The sequence below is a fragment of the Sphingobacterium chungjuense genome (assembly GCF_011316935.1).
Classification (GTDB): Bacteria; Bacteroidota; Bacteroidia; order Sphingobacteriales; family Sphingobacteriaceae; genus Sphingobacterium; species Sphingobacterium chungjuense.
Genome location: NZ_WLYS01000005.1, coordinates 1 through 18429 on the forward strand (window position 1 = coordinate 1; position 18429 = coordinate 18429).

An 18429-nucleotide genomic window follows, 5' to 3' on the forward strand; every position below is an offset into this window, starting at 1 on the left:
TGCGGGTCGCAAACTATCCCTCCGGCTCCACAAAACGAAAGCTCAACTGCAAAGTTGGGCTTTTGTTTTTGGCGGAGGTGATGAGCGCCCGATAAGAGGGTTCGAACAATTTCTTTGCGGGTTGCGTGCGGGGATTGCGGGTCGCAAACTATCCCTCCGGCTCCACAAAACGAAAGCTCAACTGCAAAGTTGGGCTTTTGTTTTTGGCGGAGGTGATGAGCGCCCGATAAGAGGGTTCGAACAATTTCTTTGCGGGTTGCGTACGGGGATTGCGGGCCGCAAAAATCCCTCCGGCTCCACAAAAGTAAAAGCTCAACTGCAAAGTTGAGCTTTTACTTTTGATCAGAAAGGCGTTATCCAAGTGCTAACTCACTAAAACAAGCCAAAAAGCTCAGCTTCTATCTTTTGGATTACCATGCCCAGATCTTCCGGATTTTGAGCGAAGTCCAAATTATCTTTATCCAAAATCAAAAGTTTTCCTTCTTTATAATTGCCAATCCACTTTTCGTATTTCTCATTGAGTTTAGAAAGGTAATCTAGGCGAATTCCCGATTCGTAATCACGGCCACGCTTCTGTATATTATTGACTAATGTAGGCACAGAAGCACGTAGGTAGATCAACAAATCCGGTGGTTGGATGTAGTGTACTATGCTCTGAAAAATATTGCTATAGTTTTCGAAATCTCGGGCAGACATCAGCCCCATATCGAATAGATTTTCTGCAAATATATAGGCGTCTTCATAGATCGTACGATCTTGAATCATGTCGATGTTTCTATTTTGCAACTCCACGATATGGCGGAATCGGCTATTCAAGAAGAATATTTGCAGATTGAAAGCCCAGCGTTTCATATCGCTGTAAAAATCTTCGAGGTACGGATTGTTTTCTACCGCTTCAAACTGTGGCTCATATTTGAGATGACGAGCCAATAATTCCGTCAAGGTTGTCTTTCCGGCTCCTATATTTCCTACTACAGCTATATGCATTTTTATATCTTCTTCAATCCAATAATTTCACGAACATCTTTGATGGTACGGTCTGCACTTGCGGCAGCTTTTTCTGCACCTAACTTGATGACTTTACTTAGGTAATCTTCATCCGCAGATATTTCTTCGATACGCGAACGCACGGGCTCTGTTGCCAATACCATATCTTCTGCCAATTGCTTCTTGAAGTCTCCGTAACGAATTGCACAATTGTTGTATAAATCATCGAAATGCGTATACGTATCTGCAGAAGATACTACTTTCATTAAGTCAAAAAGATTCTGAATAGATTCAGGTTTAGGTTGGTTTTCGATGGTTGGTCCGGAGTCAGAGACCGCACGCATTACCTTTTTACGAATTACCTCAGGGCTATCCGACAAATACACGCAACTGGCGTCGCCATTGGATTTACCCATTTTTCCTTGACCATCCAATCCCGGTATTTTCACGAGTTTGTCGGAATAGCTAAACGCAAAAGATTCTTTAAAATAATCTACCTCATACAAGCGGTTGAAGCGATTGCCAAAAGTACGCGTCATTTCCAAGTGCTGCTCTTGATCTTTGCCAACAGGAACTTTAGTGGCGTGATGGATCAAAATATCACAAGCCATCAATACAGGGTAGGTAAGTAGTCCCGCATTTACATTATCCGGATTAGCTCTTACTTTATCTTTAAATGCCGTTGCGCGCTCTAGTTCACCTAGATAGGCATTCATATTCATATAGAGATAGAGTTCGGCAACTTGTGGTACATCAGACTGTACATAGATAGTCGATTTCTCAGGATCGATTCCTGCTGCCAAATACTCTACCACTACTTGGCGTACGGTACGACTTAAATCACCCGGTGTCGGGTGCGTGGTCAACGAATGTAAATCTGCAATAAAGAAGAAACAATTGTATTCTTCCTGCATCTTTACAAAATTGCTCAGCGCTCCATAATAATTGCCCAGGTGCAACTTTCCAGTACTTCTAATTCCACTAACTACGGTTTCCATAATAAGGCGAAATTAAGAAAAAATCAGGTCTTCTGAAAGCTTAAAAGTCAAACTTGATCCGTGCACGTATGCCCCAAGTAGGTACATTGGGATGATCTAGGTAAGACAATCTTTTCACAGCATCTACGCGCAATATTTTGAAGATATTGGCCACACCAAAACTAGCTTCCATATAAGGAGACCCATCAAAGGTATATGAAGATACTACACCATCGGAATTGCGTTGCCAAGCATACACTTGGTCGCTCAAGTCTGGGTTGTTGCTGTCTCGTAAACCACCATAAATACCTTTAAAACTGAAAACTTCACGTAACTTTAGTCTTTTTAATAAAGGGATTTTGTTAAACAGAAATCCATTCATATAATACTGCACTTGCAAAGCAGCATGATGATCGGACACGAACTCCATAAAATTCATCAAGTTGTATGAACTCAACTGGTAAGCATATGTCTGGTTGGCGCGGTGTATCGTAAGCAATGGATAAGGAATGTTATTTCCCAAAATATAGGTGCCATCAATATTTACATCAGCATAACCAAACTGTGAAAGATATACGCGTTTAAAAGCTCCGGCTGTAAAGTTGTGGTAGTTATACTCTCCGTTCAATACATTCTTAAGACCAGCAGTATAATTTATATTGAATATCGGATATTCGTTGAATATCGGTGTACGGTAGGTTTTTCCTTGATAAAACTGTTCGTTAGGAGCCCAGCGAAATCCTAAGTTGAATTCTGTTGTATTTAGCTCTGAGATAGTACGCAGGCTACCGTCCGGTTGCATTTGCTGATACGAAAGTACACCGGCAGGCATCTGTTTCCAAACATTAATTCCTGATGTAATCGCAAAATTGCCTTCAAATTCGGCTTTATAATCCAAACGGTACTGGTAATTATAAAGATAGCTTAAATCTTCGCCACGTTTGAAAGAAAGCAATACGTTATCTTCCTGAATGAAGTCTAAGTTCTGACCAGGAATCTTGGTATCATACGAAGCCGATGCCCGGATATAGTGCTGTGGAAATTTATAAGGTGATTTTTTATTAAGGGCATAGGTGCCACTTACAAAATACTTCCATTGCTCATCCCTAGTTCCGTAAGCACCGAATGCTTCCATGTAAAAGCGTTCGCTGAACTGTTCTGTAGTTCGTCCACCGACGCGCAAACGTAATCCTTCTACAGGATTGTATGAATAAAAGGTATTGACAGGTCCGACTTCTACGGGACCAAATTGCTTATAACCTGCTAGGATTAATGCCGAGATATCCATCACTCGCTTAAAAGAAGACATGGTCTGTAATCCTTCAATATTAGCATACACATTAGCTTCGTTTTGCGAAAGTGGTTCTGGACGAAGGGTGTTCCAATCTATAGGTACTTCCTCTTTTGCAGACTTTGCTGGGGTGTTTTTTGCGATTTGATAGACGCTATCCGGCCGCACAAGTCCGCTTGTATAATCTTCGATCATCACTACACGCGTACCTCGAATACCTTTTCCCTTTTCGGAAAGTGAGAATTCGATATCTAAATGACTTTTAGCCAAGTAATACTTTTCTTGATTGTCGTTATTAAAGAAAAGCTCAATATTCAATCCGCGCACAAAGTTGAGGTTAATTTCCTTGTTTACAGTCATATTCGCATATTTCACCGCGTAATGACCGTCCATCGTGACGTGAAGCTTTCCTTTAAAAAGCAGGTTACTCTTATTGCGTGGGAAAAAGCTCAACTCCACTAATTTTTCATTGCCAACTGTCACCGTATCGGTGATATAAAATCGATAAAATGTCGGCGCTGTATTAGCAATAGGGCTCAGAAATTGATTGGTGAGAATGGTGACGTTGTTATCATAAATTTCAACTTCGTCATAAAGTCTCTGCAAGTAGCTACTTAACCCAGAATTGTCTACAAAGCGAGGGTCGAAATCGGCCTGTTTGTGAGCCAAGATCTCCTGCGCGGAAGTTTTAGGATCTTTACGGTAGTAATTCTTCGAATATTTTTCTTCCATAAATGCTGGAAGAACATAGGATGAATCGCTTGTACCTAAAGTATCTGATTGAAAAAGAAACTGATAATTCTTAAAGATCTTACGATTTTTAAACTTCTCGCTAAGGTTGCTCAAACCTAATACGAGCTTTTCATATTGGTTGTATTCTACATAATCTTGTCCCGTCAATCGGTTTTCATCCCGATGTGCGACCACCTGACGAATAAGCTCTACAGCTGGATTATTTTTATTAGAATATTTTACTTTTGGCGGTTTGACAGATACGGCTTCGATAGAATTTTGAGCATAAAGGAAGATATCTTCATATTGTTCTTTTTCGTCACTTAAGTCAACCTCGCGTGAATCGTAACCCACCGAACTAACCAACAACTTGCGTTGTGGACCTGAAATTTGTAAAGTAAATTCGCCTCGCTCATTGCTCGCAGTACCATATGATGTTAATCCTACTACATTAATACTTGCATAAGGAATTGCTTCCAAAGAATATCCATCCTTGATTTTGCCTTTTATGGTAATCGTTTGAGCAGCTCCTGAAAGTGCTGACAGTGCAGCTACAATTGCCGTTAATACTGTCCTAATATATGACCTATTCATAAATATAAAATACTATCTGACTATTATGGTATAAAGTTCAGCCAGATTAGTAATGCAAAGGAAACGCTATTTTGTCAATTAAAGAAGCAAGTTTTACACTTTGACTTTTTTATGATAATGGGTCAGTTGTTTGGTGCTTAATGCGCTTTATGTATACAATTAGTACGAACTTGTATAAAAAATGATTAATCAAATATTAAATGAATACGTGATCTGTCATCGACCCTCAGCTCGCAGCACCTAAAACTATAGAATTCAAATTAAATTCGCTATTGTCATCCCGCGAATATAACATGCTCATTGCAAATGTGCGAAACTGATTGTCCAGAATCCTGTTGCGATAAAATCTAGATGATTTGCGACTCGCTAAACTCACCCTTGGTCATTGTCTCTACATGATAAATTTAATATCTGTAACTGTTTTTAGAGAAGATAACACTCGAGCTGCAAGCAAGCGTAAAGTTTAGATAACGCATTTTATTAGGTACTACCAAGATTCACCGTCACCGGTATCTTTGCTCTTATTATCTTCTCTTTTGATAGGTGCGGAAGTCTTAGGTTGTCGTACATTTTCAGAATGAGCAGCAATCCAATGTTCAGTTGCAATTGCGTCAACTTGAATATTTGGGGCAATGTATTTAGATTTCTTTTTGTCTTTCATGGATATGGCAGTGCGGGATTCAGATTAGTAAAACCCAGAGTTAAAGTTTAAAAATTACAATTCAATGGTATTAAGGTGGTAATGTATCTAAATGCAAAATCATTTTCAATGCGCATGCCGCAAAACATAAATTTATAACATGTTCATGTCAGTTTCGATCCGTTGAATAGCAAAATATTGTTAGTGAAGTAGAAGGAAGAGTCGGCCTTGTTTATAATTTTAACTTGACCGCCTTAAATATCAGCATAAATCTATTTATTTAATGGCAACTAAAATGTCGTTCACCGTCCAAATGTGTTTTTAGATGACTTATAACCTGTTAAGATATTCCAACTGGGCAGTTTTAGAGACATAGTCATCTTGCGACAATAGCGTAACACCAAACAGAATAAATTTCTGGCTTTTATTTAGCGAGATAATACGTTAAATGATCAGCCCAACAGTGCTTTACTATCGAAGTATATGCTTTGAAAAGTGTACTAGTTTGTTGGTCAGATACATGATGTGTGCTACTACACCTATTTTCGTATTCATTTTTATCACTATCGGTGTCTAAATTATCATTTAGAATTTTATCGATGTATGCCTTACTATTTTCAAGTGTATCTTCGAGGCATAAGAAACCTTCTACATGCGGAGCAAGTTGCATGTTGGCTCTATACTCAGTTAGAGTGTTTACCACAAGTATAATACGCACGGTAGGTTGCAGATTTCGTATTGTCTCTATATGTTTTATAGCATGACCTTCCAGTATATTTAAATTTATAAATAATGTGAGTACTTTTTCAGCAGTTAGAATGACATTTACCTCATATAATGCTTCGGCCTCAAGCACTGTAATAGTATCAAAAGATTGTCTAGCCACAAGAATTGTACTATAGCGACATAGGCTGCTGGCGTCCGCGAATAAAACTTTCATACATGTAAGCTAATAATTACCCGAGAAAATTTGCAAATCATAATTATCTGTAATATCAATATTACAAATCAACTTCGCATTATAGCTAATTTTTGTCATTTTTTATTGCAAAAAAAATTACATAGTTGATTATCAGATAATAAGATTTTAAAACACGTATTAGTAGCCTTTTTTTATCACGGATAATTGCGATAAATACCTGTCGTATAGTTACTTTATGTTTGATTGTTCAATAATGGGATTAGCAGACCTGTTGACCGTTCAAAATTAAATGATACGCTATCTATGATTATGCTGAATGAGTTGTCTGCTAGGGGCCTGCTTCTCAACTTGTACCTGTGTTGGTATGCTAAAGCAAAATGTAGATCCTTTGCCTAGCTCACTGTTCGCCCAAATCTTTCCATTATGTCTTTCGATAATTTCAGCACTTATATATAAACCGATTCCGAAACCGGAAACAAATTCAGAACGCACGCGATAAAAGCGTTCAAATATTTTTCCAATATTGTCCTTGCTGATACCGATACCTTGATCGATTACACAAAACTCGATCTGGCCGTCCACCTCCTTGCAACTTATATTGATTTCGCTATCATTGGGCGAATATTTAATAGCATTATTGAGTAAATTAGATATAACAATACCAATTTTTATGCGGTCAGCACTTACGTCAAATTTGAACGGTTGACTAAAATTTATTTGACGTGTGCTCATCGTTACTTGATGCTCTTCAATTATTTCTTGTACGAGTTCTCCCATATTAAAAATACTTTGATCTAAAGTGATCTTACCAGATTCAAATCGCGAAAGATTTAGAAAGCCATTGATCATGGCTGTCATTTTTGATAACTGAACGACAGTTGATCCGGCAATCTTCTTTACAAATGTATTATGGTGTTCCTCGCCATGTCGACTCAACAATTGCACATAGCTATTTACAGATGTTAGTGGAGTTTTTAATTCGTGACTTACCATACCGATAAAGTCATTCTTACGTTGCTCATCTTTGATGTCTTCTGTTATATCCATCACAAAGCCTGAAAAAGCTTCAGTATAATCAGAGGTTTCCGCTATTTTGCCAAACGCCCTTAGCCATATTAGCCCATTATCATCAAAACGGCGCTGCGAATACGTCAAGTCAAATGGTGATTTTTTAGATCGTGCTAATTCAATTTCTTCGAGCACTATTTCTCGATAATCGTCACTTACTTGCGCCATAATCATCTCAAAGGTAATTGGTTCGCTATTTTTATAACCGAAAATACGTAGTAATGCTTCATTGTATATGAGTTTTTTACTGTGAGGCTCTATTTGCCAAGTGCCTAAGTTCGCTGCATTGATGGCCATATCCATCATAGTTTTGGTCTGTTGTATCTCTAACCTTGCCATTACTTGATCCGTCACTTCGGTAACAACCTGTAGTACACCCGTAATTCTGCCATCGCCACTCCAGAACGGTTGACAATCAAAATTGAAATAACCTTCTACGATTTTGCCTCCACGTTCAATCTGTGCCCAGCTCTCTTGACCGTAATATGGTTTTCCAGTAAGAAAGACATTGACTAATATTCCGATAAATGGTTGTCCTTCTAACTCGGGCATTGCATCCGATAGTGGCTTCCCAATGATCTGGCTATCTTTTCCCCATATTTCTAACATTTTTGGATTTACGATGTCTATAATCAATTGTTCGCCATGTAGTACCGTAATCGCAACAGGTGCTTGTTGTACCAATTCCCGAAATAAAGATGCTTGATAATGTGCCTCCTCCTTACTTTTCACCTTTTCGGTTACATCCAGAGCGGTTTGCATGATAGCATATATCTCACCAGCTTCATTCTTTATTGCTTTGTATTCATAATCAAAATAATAACGTTGTAATTGTCCAGCAGTAACCAGATCGGCGGCAATTGCTTCGCCGATATCATCAATACCTGTATTCCAGACGCGGCGTAACATGGAAACGAAAGGTTGATTGGCTATTTCTGGAAGTGCCTCAGACAATGTCTTTCCTATTACATCCCTCGGTTTGCCCCACGCTGCCAGCATTGCAGGATTAGCAAACTCAATTAGAATTTCTTCACCAGTATATACAGCAACAGGATGACTTGATTGGTTCAAAATCTCTAATATTTGTAAGGATTCTAATCTGTTATTATTCATTCTTCACAACGATAATTATTTTTTAATTATTGATTTAAAGTTTAAAATTGTTAAAATATTTTTCTTTATAGAAATATTTGAACTAGTTTTTTAATACTTTAACCAAATTTTTTTCCTACTTCCCGTATCGGTGCTAATGGTAACCTTTAAAATGGAAGTTTAAATGCTGTCATAGCTAAAGAATGAAATTATTATATTTAGCACTTAATTTGTAAGTAACAATTATCAAGCATGTTCATGATTTTCACATTGAATCGTTTTTACTGCCTAACCCTTGTAGGGATTGCTGGTATTTTAATATTTTCCTGTCAAGATTCAGAAAGCAATAGTAAAGCACAATTTAGTGCTGAACCAGCTATTCAGAAATTTCAATTAAGCGCTGAGCAAGCGAAAACAATCTTTGATATGCCGGTTCACTGTATTACGGTAGAATATCCGAATAAGCTAGGGCAATCTATTGGTAGCGATTCCGATCTAAAGCCGCCACGCGTCTTGCGACCGATATTCTATGGCTGTTACGACTGGCATTCTTCGGTACATGGTTATTGGTCTATCGTTAAATTAATGAAATCATTTAACGATCTGGATCAGCAAGGTGAGGTACGTGCTACATTAAACACGTTAATTACCGATAAGAATGCAGCTATTGAAAAATCTTTTTTTGAGGATAAAAACAATCTTTCTTTTGAGCGTACGTACGGCTGGGCTTGGTTGTTTAAGTTGCAAGAAGAACTGATTACTTGGAATGATGCCGATGCTAAAAGATGGAGCCAATCCTTGCAACCGATGGTGGATCTTTTGCGCGGTAAATTATTAGATTACTTACCTAAATTAGTTTATCCCATACGTAGTGGTAAGCATGATAATACGGCATTCGGATTGTCCTTGATGTACGATTATGCTCTCACGGCGAAAGATAAGGCATTGGCCGATGCCATTACAGAGCATGCGATACGCTTGTATCAAGAGGATAAAAACTGTGATTTCTCCTATGAGCCGAGCGGATCAGACTTTCTCTCACCATGTTTGGAAGAAGCTTACCTCATGAGTAAAGTGTTAGATACTAAAGCCTATAAAACTTGGCTCAACGAATTTTTACCCCAAATGTACCGTGAAGACTTTAAGTTGGAACCAGCTATTGTCAAAGATCGGACTGATGGACAATTGGTACATCTTGATGGCCTAAATTATAGTCGTGCAGCTTGTCTTTATGGTATAGCGCATCAAGTTCCAGAGCTTGCGCATCTGCGAGAAGTGGCAGACGCGCATTTAGCTTTTACCTTGCCTAATCTCGGTAAGGATGATGATTACATGGGGTCACATTGGTTAGGCACCTTCGCACTATATGCGATCACGCATCAATAAATAGTGTTAGCAGGCGAGGGGAATCAACGTGTTGTCCTCGCCTAATTCTACGGCTACCAATTGTACTGTTGTAAATCCGTCATCATGTGAAATGATGCGCGACAAATTTACGCCTTTGCGCGCAAGACTATTTAATACTGCAGTTCTAAAGGCGGCCTTTTGCGTGCCCCAAGAAGCATTTCGGACAAGATCGTTGTTTAAGTTTACCAGTTCCTTGATAGAGTAGTGGTGAAAATTTTGAACCAGATGCTGGTAAAGTTCGTGTGGAGTTTGCATACAATACAATTCTTAAAGGTGAAACCATCAATCGTATTCTGAACGGCCATTTAATCTGTTTTGGAATAGTTCCCGTATTAATAAGACCACCGTGGTTTGACTAACTCGGTTGGTATTGCACCGTGCAATTCTGAATACTCTACAAACTTAGTAGACTATTCGTTATTCTCCAAAAAAACTTTAAAATAATTTGTCAGCATTTGGTAATTTCAGATTCAAATCAAATGTCTTATTCATCAATTTGATGAAATGATCAGCAAGGAGCGGAGATTCTTCTTCCATATTTTGGTGAATGAAGAAATACAATTTCTGCAAACCAGCCTTTCGCCATTCACTAATGCGTGCTATCCACTCATCCAGTCGAGTGTAATCCGATGGTGCATTGGCTCCGACATAGCGCACGAATGCGATTGGCGTCGTAAGGCGCATATGCAATAAATCTCGTCGTCCTGCCGTATCTACAATGACATTGGTTTTATTTGTTTTCTCCAGCAAAGCGTAATAACGCTCGGCTACTTCCTTATCTGCAAACCAGCTTTCGTTGCGCACTTCTACCGCTAAGGGATAGCCAGCAGGGAAGTTTTCTAGAAAAGATTCCAGACGATCAAAATCTTTAGGTTTGTAATTATCGTGCATTTGAAGAAATGCCATACCCAACTTCTCTTCAAACAACACGGTTGAATCTACAAATGCTTTTACCTTTTCATCTGTATTTAGCAGGCGGCCATAGTGACTAATCGACTGGGGGATTTTTGGGAAAAACTTAAAATCTTTACCTGTTTTATCTTTCCAAGTTTCTACTTGATCCTTAGAGGGAGAGTTATAAAATGTGGCATTCAACTCGATCGAATTAAATTTCGTGGCATAATATGCCAATTCATCTTTGGTGCCTCTCGGATAAAATCCTTTCAATTCCTTTTTGTTCCATTTGGCGCAGCCAACATATACTTCAAAAGGCTCATCAGATTGATGCGCTTTTAGCAATTCTAGGGTAGCAGAAGGGGTTTTTGGTAAAGAAAAATCAATGGAAGAAGGGTCTGTAACGCTGCCAAATTTCATGTCTATTTATTTTGAAAAGTGTAAATGCTAAGGTAAGAAGAATTCGCCGTGTAAAAATCATCCTGAATATGTAACTTTGCGCCATGTCAGAAAAAATTATTATCCTCGATTTTGGGTCACAATATACGCAGTTGATCGCGCGTCGTGTGCGCGAACTGAATGTGTATTGTGAAATTCATCCATTTAATAACATTCCTGCCTTCGATGAGACGGTTAAAGGCATTATTTTTTCAGGTAGCCCTTATTCGGTTCGTCAGGAAGATGCACCACAGGTAGATTATGCTACCATGATGCGCGATTATCCTGTTTTAGGTGTTTGTTATGGTGCCCAATATCTAGCACAACATTCTGGCGGTGAAGTATTGCCTTCCGAAATTCGTGAATACGGAAGAGCAAATTTATTATTTGTTGATCAGGAAAACCCGTTGCTGACTGGCATTCCGACACAATCACAGGTGTGGATGTCGCACGGAGATACGATTAAAGATGTGCCTGCTACCTTTCGCGTAATCGCCAGTACGGATAAAGTACGCGTAGCAGCCTATCATATCGAAGGTACGCGCACGTATGGAATTCAATTTCACCCTGAAGTAACGCATAGTACAGACGGTCAAGTTTTGGTGAAGAATTTTGTGGTTAATATCTGTGGATGTACGCAAGATTGGACGGCTGATGCTTTCGTAGAGATGACTATTGCCGATCTGAAAACACAATTGGGTGACGATCACGTCATCATGGCGCTATCGGGTGGTGTTGATTCTACAGTAGCGGCTGTGCTATTGCATCATGCGATCGGTGATAAGTTGCACTGTTTCTTTGTTGATCACGGTTTATTGCGCAAAAATGAATTCCAAGAGGTATTGGATTCGTACGAGCACATGGGCTTGAATATTAAAGGTGTCAATGCGAAAGACCAATTTTATAGCAAATTGGCCGGCGTTTCTGACCCAGAACAAAAACGTAAAATCATTGGTGCATCTTTCATTGATGTATTTGATGATGCAGCAAAACAGATCCAAGCTGAATTGCCGGATGGCGTAGAAGCAAAATGGTTGGGTCAAGGTACGATCTATCCAGATGTCATCGAGTCCATCTCGGTGAATGGTCCATCGGCTACGATCAAATCGCATCACAATGTGGGCGGATTGCCAGATTATATGAAACTGAATGTCATTGAGCCCCTAAGAACCTTGTTCAAAGATGAGGTAAGACGCGTAGGAAAGACGTTGGAAGTAGATCCTAAAATCTTAGGAAGACATCCTTTCCCTGGTCCAGGCTTCGGTATTCGTATTTTAGGGGATGTAACGGCAGAAAAGGTACGGATTTTGCAAGAAGCTGATGACATCTACATTCGTAATCTTCGTGAGTCGGGTTGGTATGATAAGATCTGGCAAGCTGGTACGATTTTCTTGCCAGTACAATCCGTTGGTGTCATGGGAGATGAGCGTACGTACGAACATGTGGTCGCTTTGCGTGCTGTAGGTTCTTTGGATGGTATGACGGCAGACTGGATTCATTTGCCATACGACTTGTTAGCAAAGATTTCTAACGAGATCATCAACCACGTCAAAGGTATCAACCGCGTCGTATACGATATTAGTTCAAAACCACCTGCAACCATTGAGTGGGAATAAAATTAAAACAAAAATGAAGTGTACTTATCTAATAGGTTTTTTTGCAGCTGCTTTGGCAGTATCATCTTGTTCACCAAAAACGACAACAGGCGTTTTGCGTGCGCCTGGCCAATCGACGGGAAGAGTAGATGGCAAAAACGATCAATCAGAGGCTGATCGTGAAGATAAGTCGCGAGATACAGAAGTAGCGGTTAGTAGCAAAGCGAGAATGTATCCTGGCGGTACGATTGCTTTGCTTTTGCCATTTCAATTAGATCGTGTAGCATCTAGCGCGGTATCAGAAGAGGATGTGAAACGATCTGCTTTAGCGCTGGATTTTTACCAAGGTTTTCAGATGGGTTTGCAGCAGACTGCAAAATCGAATAAACGGGTCGAATTGCAGGTGTTGGATTCGAGAGATAACGCTGGGCATAATGCTAATTTGGCGCTCTCACAAGAGATTAAAGAAGCAAGTTTAATCGTTGGTCCGATTTATCCGGCCGAAATCAAAGCATTCAGCGCAAGTTTGCCTCCTAATAAACGGGTATTGCAAGTAAATCCATTGGCAGCTACCATGCCGACTGAGTTTAATTTGCCAAACTTAGTATCTGTAACGCCACCGATTAGTATTCATATGCGCGCCATATCTGCTGAGTTAGCCAAAAGTTACAAGGAAGGCGATGTTATTTTGATCTACAACTCAGCCAACAGCGATCACCAACAGTTTATCCAAGGGTTCCCGGCCGATATTAAAGAGCGTTTGCCTTATGCCGAGGTTATTTCGGTATCATCGCCATCAGAGCTAAACGACAAATTGAATTCACGCGTGGTTTATCACGTTGTTAGCGGTACTACGGATAGGAATCAGCTCAAAGCTATGCTTAATGTGATGGATGAGCGCTCACTGTCTGATAATTTGGAGTTTCGTCTGTACGGGCATCCACTTTGGAGCCGAGTAGATTTTAGTTCATACAGCAACTTTACCTTTTATCGTCCAGTTATTACTTCTGAGAGTCATCTAAATCCACTGTCATCAGCTGCACGAGATTTTCAGTCTGCATACAAGAATGCGTACAGTGTAGATCCATCGGATCATGCCTATAAAGGATATGATTCGGGTAGATATTTTGGCAATTTATTGCAGAAATATGGATCAGATTATGCGGAATACATCAACAAAGAAACGTTTGAAGGTTTGTATAGCAATTACAAATTCAATCGTAATGACCGTTGGGGTTACGTGAATTTTGGAGTAAGCCTAATGGAATATCGCTTCGGGCAATTTCAAGCTCGCTAAGAATAGGATATGCTGGAAAAACGGGTGATGCATCAAATCCGGAATGCCGTTAAGGCGCTGGAGGGTTATCAGTATGGCGAGCCACTGTCGCGATTTCTGACAAAGTTCTACAAATCGAATCGTCAAATGGGTTCGACTGATAGACGCGTGACATCACGTCTTTGCTACAATTACTTTCGACTTGGTCGCGCATTTACAGATCTAGCTATAGAGGAGAAGTTGGTCATCGCGGAGTTTTTGTGCGAGCAGCAAAGCGATGTGGTGGCCGTTCATTATCCTGCATGGAATTCGGAGATTACCAAATCAGTCACTGAAAAAATTGCTCTGGTCGAAGAACGCTATGGCAAATTCATCCACGAAGTTTTCCCTGAGCTAACGAACTTGTCTTCTGCCATAGACCCAGCTGAATTTTTGCCTAGCTTATTTATACAGCCCAAATTATTTATTCGGGTAAAACGCGAAAAGCTAGCTGAAGTATTGCAGATATTGAAACGTGCTGAGGTGGCTCATGCACATTTAGGTGAGCAAACAATTGCTTTTCCAAATGGATTTAATGTCGCTAGTATTCGCAAGATAGATGGTATGTACGAAGTACAGGATCTTTCTTCGCAAAAAACTCAATCCGATTTTCGTCTGCAAGCGGATCAGAAGTGGTGGGATTGCTGTGCTGCTTCCGGAGGAAAATCATTAATGCTACTGGATCGTTGTCCAGATATCCAGTTATTAGTTTCCGATGTGCGATTTACGATCTTGCGCAATTTGGAAGAGCGCTTTCAGCAAGCCGGCTTTCGACCAACAGATTACCGCCAAAAGATCTTAGATTTGTCCAAACCTGTCACTTATTTGATGCAAGGCGAGCAATTCGATGGCATTTTGGTAGACGCTCCTTGTAGTGGTTCGGGCACTTGGGGTCGAACGCCTGAAATGATGGTGCAGTTTGATCCAACATCTCTGAAACGTTTTACAGACTTACAGCGCAATATCACAAAAAATGTCCTCCCGTTTTTGAAGTCAGGAGGACAGCTTATTTATATAACTTGTTCGGTATTTTCCGAAGAAAACGAAGGGATGACTAACTATATCCAACAAGATCTCGGTTTGAAATTAACCAAACAAGAACATTTGCTAGGTTATAATGACCAAGCAGATTCCATGTATGTAGCTCACTTTCAGAAAGTCTAAAATAAGCGTCTAATCTTCTTCCTCATCAGCAGGGATGACCAATACCGGGCATTTCGATTTTCGAACGACAGATTCTGCCACTGATCCTGACAAGAAATGATCGAATCCAGTCCGCCCATTCGTGCCCATAATAATCAGATCTGCTTGCCATTCTGCTGCTGTCGTCAATATTTCATCGCGCACCGTACCTACGGTGTTAAATATCTGCACTTCTTTGGCTCCTGAAAATTGACTACGAAGACTTTCTAAACGCCGTTCCGCCGCATTGTGTTGTACTTCAGACACTTCGGGTACCACGATTGCTTGTTGTCCTAATAAGGGGTCTGCACCAAAGCTAGCTGGTGCTGTTACTGGTGTCACAGTCAATAGCGCTAATGTCGATTGCCATCCATCAACCAGTTGTTTGGCATATGCTGCTGCTTTATCAGAACAGGGACTATCGTCCAATGCGATCAGTATTCTTTCAAATTTGTTCTCCATTACCTAAGTAGCTTTAGTTATCTACTTAATAACACAAGCGATCGGGTAATTTGTTTGTTTTTGCATTACTAAAAATTGGGAGATATTAAGGAAAATCATCTTAGGAAGTAATCACAAATTACCAGTAACTTGCCGTAATGAAAAAACAAGCCGTTTGTAGTTTATCCGTGATTCCGCTTCGGTCGGAACCCTCGCATCGTAGTGAGCAAGTTTCCCAATTACTTTTTGGAGAATACTTTAGTGTATTGGAAGAGCGAGAGGATTGGATCATGATAAAATGTGCCGATCCGGCCTACGAAGGTTGGATACAACGCGGTCAATATGCCACGATAGCGGAAAGTTCCAACGATTTTCATATTGTTGACGTATGTGATGCCCTAGTGCAGATAGGCGATCATAAGCCATTTCCACTGCTGCACGGGTGTGTCTTGCCAAGTGCAGAACAACTGGTGTTAGATGAAGCAGCTTGCCGAATAGAAGGATCATTGCGCAAACCTTCGTTGTTAGACTTTGCGGACGAATTCCCAAAATTAATTGATTATTACCTCGGTGCGCCTTATTTGTGGGGCGGTCGCAGCCGCTTTGGCATAGATTGCTCCGGTCTGGTGCAACTAATCTATCGACATTTCGCGATTTCACTTTACAGAGATGCTTCTCAGCAAGCTTCTCAAGGAGACGTGGTCGATTTTTTGCAAGAAGTAAGATCAGGTGATTTGGCCTTTTTTGATAATGAAGAAGGGCATATTATGCATGTCGGAATATTGATCGATAAGGAAACAATTTTACATGCGTCAAGCTCTGTACGAATTGATCGCATTGATACCACAGGTATTTATCATAGCGAACTGAAAACATATACGCATCGCTTGCGCATCATTAAACGGATGCTCACAGATGAGCTGTTAAAACCAGAAGATCCTGTTAAATAATTATTCAACAGGATCTTTAGATCTTTTTTCGGAAATCCTACGTTATGCTGATGTAGTCGTTCTTCCCGGATAAGCGGCTAACGCTTTTTCCAAACAGACTAAGGCTTTCTTCAACTCGTCGGTATGCAATACATAGGCCAGACGAACCTCGTCTTTTCCGGCATCACTTGAGCTATAAAAGCCTGCTGCTGGTGCCATCATCACTGTTTCGTTTTCGTACTCGAATGATTCTAGCATCCATTGGCAGAACTTATCCGAATTATCAATCGGAAAGCGAGCTACTACGTAAAATGCGCCTCCTGGGTTAGGACAGAATACACCAGGCAAAGCATTCAATCCGGCTACCAACAAATCTCGTCTTTCCGTATATTCTTCTAAAACCTCATCAAAATAAGTTTGTGGCGTATCTACCGCGGCTGTCGCCGCAATCTGCGCTACGGCAGGAGGAGATAAGCGTGCTTGGGCAAACTTCAATGCGACTTGGTATAACTCTTTATTTTTGGTAATCAAACATCCCAATCGTGCACCACAAGCAGAATAACGCTTGGAAACCGTATCAAATATCACCACATGGTTTTCTAATCCATCCAAATGCATCGGTGAGATGAATTCTTTACCGTCATAACAGAATTCACGATAAGCTTCATCCGCAAAGAGATATAAATCGTATTTCAAGCAAAGCACTTTCAACGCTTCTAACTCTTCCCGTGAGTATAAGTAACCGGTTGGATTGTTTGGGTTACAGATCACAATGGCTTTAGTTTTGTCGTTGATGACTTTCTCAAAGGCTGCAATGCTTGGCAATGCGAATCCATCTTCGATGTGCGACATGATCGGGCGGATCACCACATCTGCCGGACAAGCAAAACCATTGTAATTCGCATAGAAAGGTTCTGGAATAATGATTTCATCGCCGGGATTTAAGCAAGCTTGCATCGCGATCGAGATCGCTTCTGATCCACCATTGGTTACTAAGATCTGATTCGCCGTGACATTGTAGGCCAATTTATTATAGTATTCAACCAACTTATTGCGATACGTACTCGTGCCTTCAGAAGGTGTATACGCCCACACATCAAAATCAATATCACGAATAGCTTGCAGCATGCCGGCTGGTGTCTTGATGTCAGGTTGACCGATGTTTAGGTGATATATTTTTTTTCCATCTTTCTTTGCCTGATCGGCAAAAGGCGTCAGCTTACGGATAGGAGAAGCGGGCATCTGATGTCCGCGCGATGATATAGTTGGCATAGTACTGTTTAATTTTGCGCTAAGTTACTAAATTCAGTGTTTAGGAAGTTGAGAGAGTTAACAAAGTTGATAAGGAAGTTGATAAACAAAAAAAGCTACTCTTATTAAAAGAGTAGCTTCTAGCTGTATTTTAATGCGCAGAGTTCTTTATTCTACGTTCCCTTTGATGGTCAAATTTTTAACCGGTGTATTGGTGTTGGATTTAACGATAAATGATTTTGTAAACGGACCTTTCACACTGGCGTCGTACGTCACGTTGATGGCACCAGTATCGCCTGGCTTAACAGGTGCTTTGGTAAAATCCGCTACCGAACATCCGCAAGTTGGTCTTACCTCCGAGATAATGATCGGCGAATCACCGCTATTGGTGAAAGTAAATTCGTACGATGCAGGCTTGTTGTGTGGAATCTTACCGAAATCGTGTGTCTCTGTATTAAAATTAAATGTGCCTTGTACCAACGACATCGATGTCAATGCTACGACGGCTACTAATGCTACAATTACACTGCTTATCTTTTTCATCTTAACTAGTTGTTTTACGTTTATTCTCTTCAATTCTTAGACCAAAAGTATATTTTTGAGTTGGTAAATTGTATTTTTTCGGCTTTTACATATAGAAATATTACACTATGTGGACGCAACACGAATCACTT

The 18429-nt window shown here is 40.2% G+C and carries 17 protein-coding genes and 1 riboswitch; of the genes, 6 read left to right on the forward strand and 11 right to left on the reverse strand.

Going from position 1 to position 18429, the window contains the following annotated elements; all coding sequences use genetic code 11:
* The coding region (locus GKO22_RS16590; RefSeq protein WP_206367897.1) for a hypothetical protein at nucleotides 1–328 on the forward strand (328 nt) is incomplete at its 5' end.
* 44 nt (nucleotides 329–372) lie between these two features.
* Here GKO22_RS16590 and GKO22_RS12765 read toward each other — a convergent pair.
* The 6 genes from GKO22_RS12765 to GKO22_RS12790 all read right to left on the reverse strand — a co-directional run bounded on the left by GKO22_RS12765 (nucleotide 373) and on the right by GKO22_RS12790 (nucleotide 8324).
* Entirely contained in the window at nucleotides 373–987 is a 615-nt protein-coding gene (locus GKO22_RS12765) for a deoxynucleoside kinase (RefSeq protein ID WP_166335631.1), read from the reverse strand.
* Between the two features lie 2 nt (nucleotides 988–989).
* On the reverse strand, nucleotides 990–1985 hold the full coding sequence (gene trpS / locus GKO22_RS12770; protein ID WP_166335632.1) for a tryptophan--tRNA ligase: 996 nt from the start codon (nucleotides 1983–1985) through the stop codon (nucleotides 990–992).
* Between the two features lie 40 nt (nucleotides 1986–2025).
* Nucleotides 2026–4581, reverse strand: a complete 2556-nt coding sequence (locus GKO22_RS12775; RefSeq protein WP_166335634.1) for a DUF5686 family protein — start codon at nucleotides 4579–4581, stop codon at nucleotides 2026–2028.
* 487 nt (nucleotides 4582–5068) lie between these two features.
* Nucleotides 5069–5242: a hypothetical protein gene (locus tag GKO22_RS12780; RefSeq protein WP_166335635.1), complete on the reverse strand. Its 174-nt coding sequence runs from the start codon at nucleotides 5240–5242 to the stop codon at nucleotides 5069–5071.
* A 403-nt stretch (nucleotides 5243–5645) separates the two neighbouring features.
* Entirely contained in the window at nucleotides 5646–6161 is a 516-nt protein-coding gene (locus tag GKO22_RS12785; protein WP_166335637.1) for a hypothetical protein, read from the reverse strand.
* 279 nt (nucleotides 6162–6440) lie between these two features.
* Complete coding sequence (locus GKO22_RS12790; protein WP_166335639.1) at nucleotides 6441–8324, reverse strand: PAS domain-containing sensor histidine kinase; 1884 nt, start codon at nucleotides 8322–8324, stop codon at nucleotides 6441–6443.
* A gap of 237 nt (nucleotides 8325–8561) precedes the next feature.
* Here GKO22_RS12790 and GKO22_RS12795 point away from each other — a divergent pair, with 237 nt between their 5' ends.
* Entirely contained in the window at nucleotides 8562–9689 is a 1128-nt protein-coding gene (locus tag GKO22_RS12795; RefSeq protein WP_166335641.1) for a DUF2891 domain-containing protein, read from the forward strand.
* A 6-nt stretch (nucleotides 9690–9695) separates the two neighbouring features.
* On the opposite strand, the gene GKO22_RS12800 is transcribed toward GKO22_RS12795, so the two are convergent.
* The gene (locus GKO22_RS12800; RefSeq protein WP_116775626.1) at nucleotides 9696–9965 is read right to left on the reverse strand and encodes a 5-oxoprolinase; all 270 of its coding nucleotides are present in this window, start codon (nucleotides 9963–9965) and stop codon (nucleotides 9696–9698) included.
* A gap of 46 nt (nucleotides 9966–10011) precedes the next feature.
* A riboswitch (SAM-I-IV-variant riboswitch) is annotated at nucleotides 10012–10108 on the reverse strand.
* 37 nt (nucleotides 10109–10145) lie between these two features.
* Entirely contained in the window at nucleotides 10146–11024 is an 879-nt protein-coding gene (locus GKO22_RS12805) for a DUF72 domain-containing protein (RefSeq protein WP_166335643.1), read from the reverse strand.
* An 83-nt stretch (nucleotides 11025–11107) separates the two neighbouring features.
* On the opposite strand from GKO22_RS12805, the gene guaA reads away from it, so the two are divergent.
* From guaA to GKO22_RS12820, 3 genes are read left to right on the forward strand one after another with little or no spacing between them, the layout of a single operon-like run.
* A complete protein-coding gene (gene guaA, locus GKO22_RS12810) occupies nucleotides 11108–12658 on the forward strand; it encodes a glutamine-hydrolyzing GMP synthase (RefSeq protein WP_166335645.1) in 1551 nt (516 codons plus the stop codon).
* A gap of 13 nt (nucleotides 12659–12671) precedes the next feature.
* Nucleotides 12672–13934, forward strand: coding sequence for an ABC transporter substrate-binding protein (locus tag GKO22_RS12815; protein WP_166335647.1), 1263 nt, complete (start codon nucleotides 12672–12674; stop codon nucleotides 13932–13934).
* Nucleotides 13935–13943: 9 nt separating this feature from the next.
* Nucleotides 13944–15116, forward strand: a complete 1173-nt coding sequence (locus tag GKO22_RS12820; RefSeq protein ID WP_166335649.1) for an RsmB/NOP family class I SAM-dependent RNA methyltransferase — start codon at nucleotides 13944–13946, stop codon at nucleotides 15114–15116.
* Between the two features lie 9 nt (nucleotides 15117–15125).
* Here GKO22_RS12820 and GKO22_RS12825 read toward each other — a convergent pair whose 3' ends face one another.
* Nucleotides 15126–15596 (reverse strand): universal stress protein, encoded by a 471-nt coding sequence (locus tag GKO22_RS12825; RefSeq protein WP_166335651.1) that lies wholly within the window; start codon nucleotides 15594–15596, stop codon nucleotides 15126–15128.
* A gap of 137 nt (nucleotides 15597–15733) precedes the next feature.
* On the opposite strand from GKO22_RS12825, the gene GKO22_RS12830 reads away from it, so the two are divergent.
* Entirely contained in the window at nucleotides 15734–16525 is a 792-nt protein-coding gene (locus tag GKO22_RS12830; RefSeq protein ID WP_166335653.1) for a C40 family peptidase, read from the forward strand.
* 42 nt (nucleotides 16526–16567) lie between these two features.
* On the opposite strand, the gene GKO22_RS12835 is transcribed toward GKO22_RS12830, so the two are convergent.
* Together GKO22_RS12835 and GKO22_RS12840 are read right to left on the reverse strand one after the other, a co-directional pair.
* Nucleotides 16568–17776 (reverse strand): pyridoxal phosphate-dependent aminotransferase, encoded by a 1209-nt coding sequence (locus tag GKO22_RS12835; RefSeq protein ID WP_166335655.1) that lies wholly within the window; start codon nucleotides 17774–17776, stop codon nucleotides 16568–16570.
* Between the two features lie 147 nt (nucleotides 17777–17923).
* Entirely contained in the window at nucleotides 17924–18298 is a 375-nt protein-coding gene (locus GKO22_RS12840) for a DUF1573 domain-containing protein (protein WP_166335657.1), read from the reverse strand.
* Between the last annotated feature and the right edge of the window lie 131 nt (nucleotides 18299–18429).

Coding starts and splice junctions, on each gene's coding strand:
- GKO22_RS12765 (WP_166335631.1), bottom strand. CDS start 987: ATGCATATAGCTGTAGTAGGAAATATAGGAGCCGGAAAGACAACCTTG.
- trpS (WP_166335632.1), bottom strand. CDS start 1,985: ATGGAAACCGTAGTTAGTGGAATTAGAAGTACTGGAAAGTTGCACCTG.
- GKO22_RS12775 (WP_166335634.1), bottom strand. CDS start 4,581: ATGAATAGGTCATATATTAGGACAGTATTAACGGCAATTGTAGCTGCA.
- GKO22_RS12780 (WP_166335635.1), bottom strand. CDS start 5,242: ATGAAAGACAAAAAGAAATCTAAATACATTGCCCCAAATATTCAAGTT.
- GKO22_RS12785 (WP_166335637.1), bottom strand. CDS start 6,161: ATGAAAGTTTTATTCGCGGACGCCAGCAGCCTATGTCGCTATAGTACA.
- GKO22_RS12790 (WP_166335639.1), bottom strand. CDS start 8,324: ATGAATAATAACAGATTAGAATCCTTACAAATATTAGAGATTTTGAAC.
- GKO22_RS12795 (WP_166335641.1), top strand. CDS start 8,562: ATGATTTTCACATTGAATCGTTTTTACTGCCTAACCCTTGTAGGGATT.
- GKO22_RS12800 (WP_116775626.1), bottom strand. CDS start 9,965: ATGCAAACTCCACACGAACTTTACCAGCATCTGGTTCAAAATTTTCAC.
- GKO22_RS12805 (WP_166335643.1), bottom strand. CDS start 11,024: ATGAAATTTGGCAGCGTTACAGACCCTTCTTCCATTGATTTTTCTTTA.
- guaA (WP_166335645.1), top strand. CDS start 11,108: ATGTCAGAAAAAATTATTATCCTCGATTTTGGGTCACAATATACGCAG.
- GKO22_RS12815 (WP_166335647.1), top strand. CDS start 12,672: ATGAAGTGTACTTATCTAATAGGTTTTTTTGCAGCTGCTTTGGCAGTA.
- GKO22_RS12820 (WP_166335649.1), top strand. CDS start 13,944: ATGCTGGAAAAACGGGTGATGCATCAAATCCGGAATGCCGTTAAGGCG.
- GKO22_RS12825 (WP_166335651.1), bottom strand. CDS start 15,596: ATGGAGAACAAATTTGAAAGAATACTGATCGCATTGGACGATAGTCCC.
- GKO22_RS12830 (WP_166335653.1), top strand. CDS start 15,734: ATGAAAAAACAAGCCGTTTGTAGTTTATCCGTGATTCCGCTTCGGTCG.
- GKO22_RS12835 (WP_166335655.1), bottom strand. CDS start 17,776: ATGCCAACTATATCATCGCGCGGACATCAGATGCCCGCTTCTCCTATC.
- GKO22_RS12840 (WP_166335657.1), bottom strand. CDS start 18,298: ATGAAAAAGATAAGCAGTGTAATTGTAGCATTAGTAGCCGTCGTAGCA.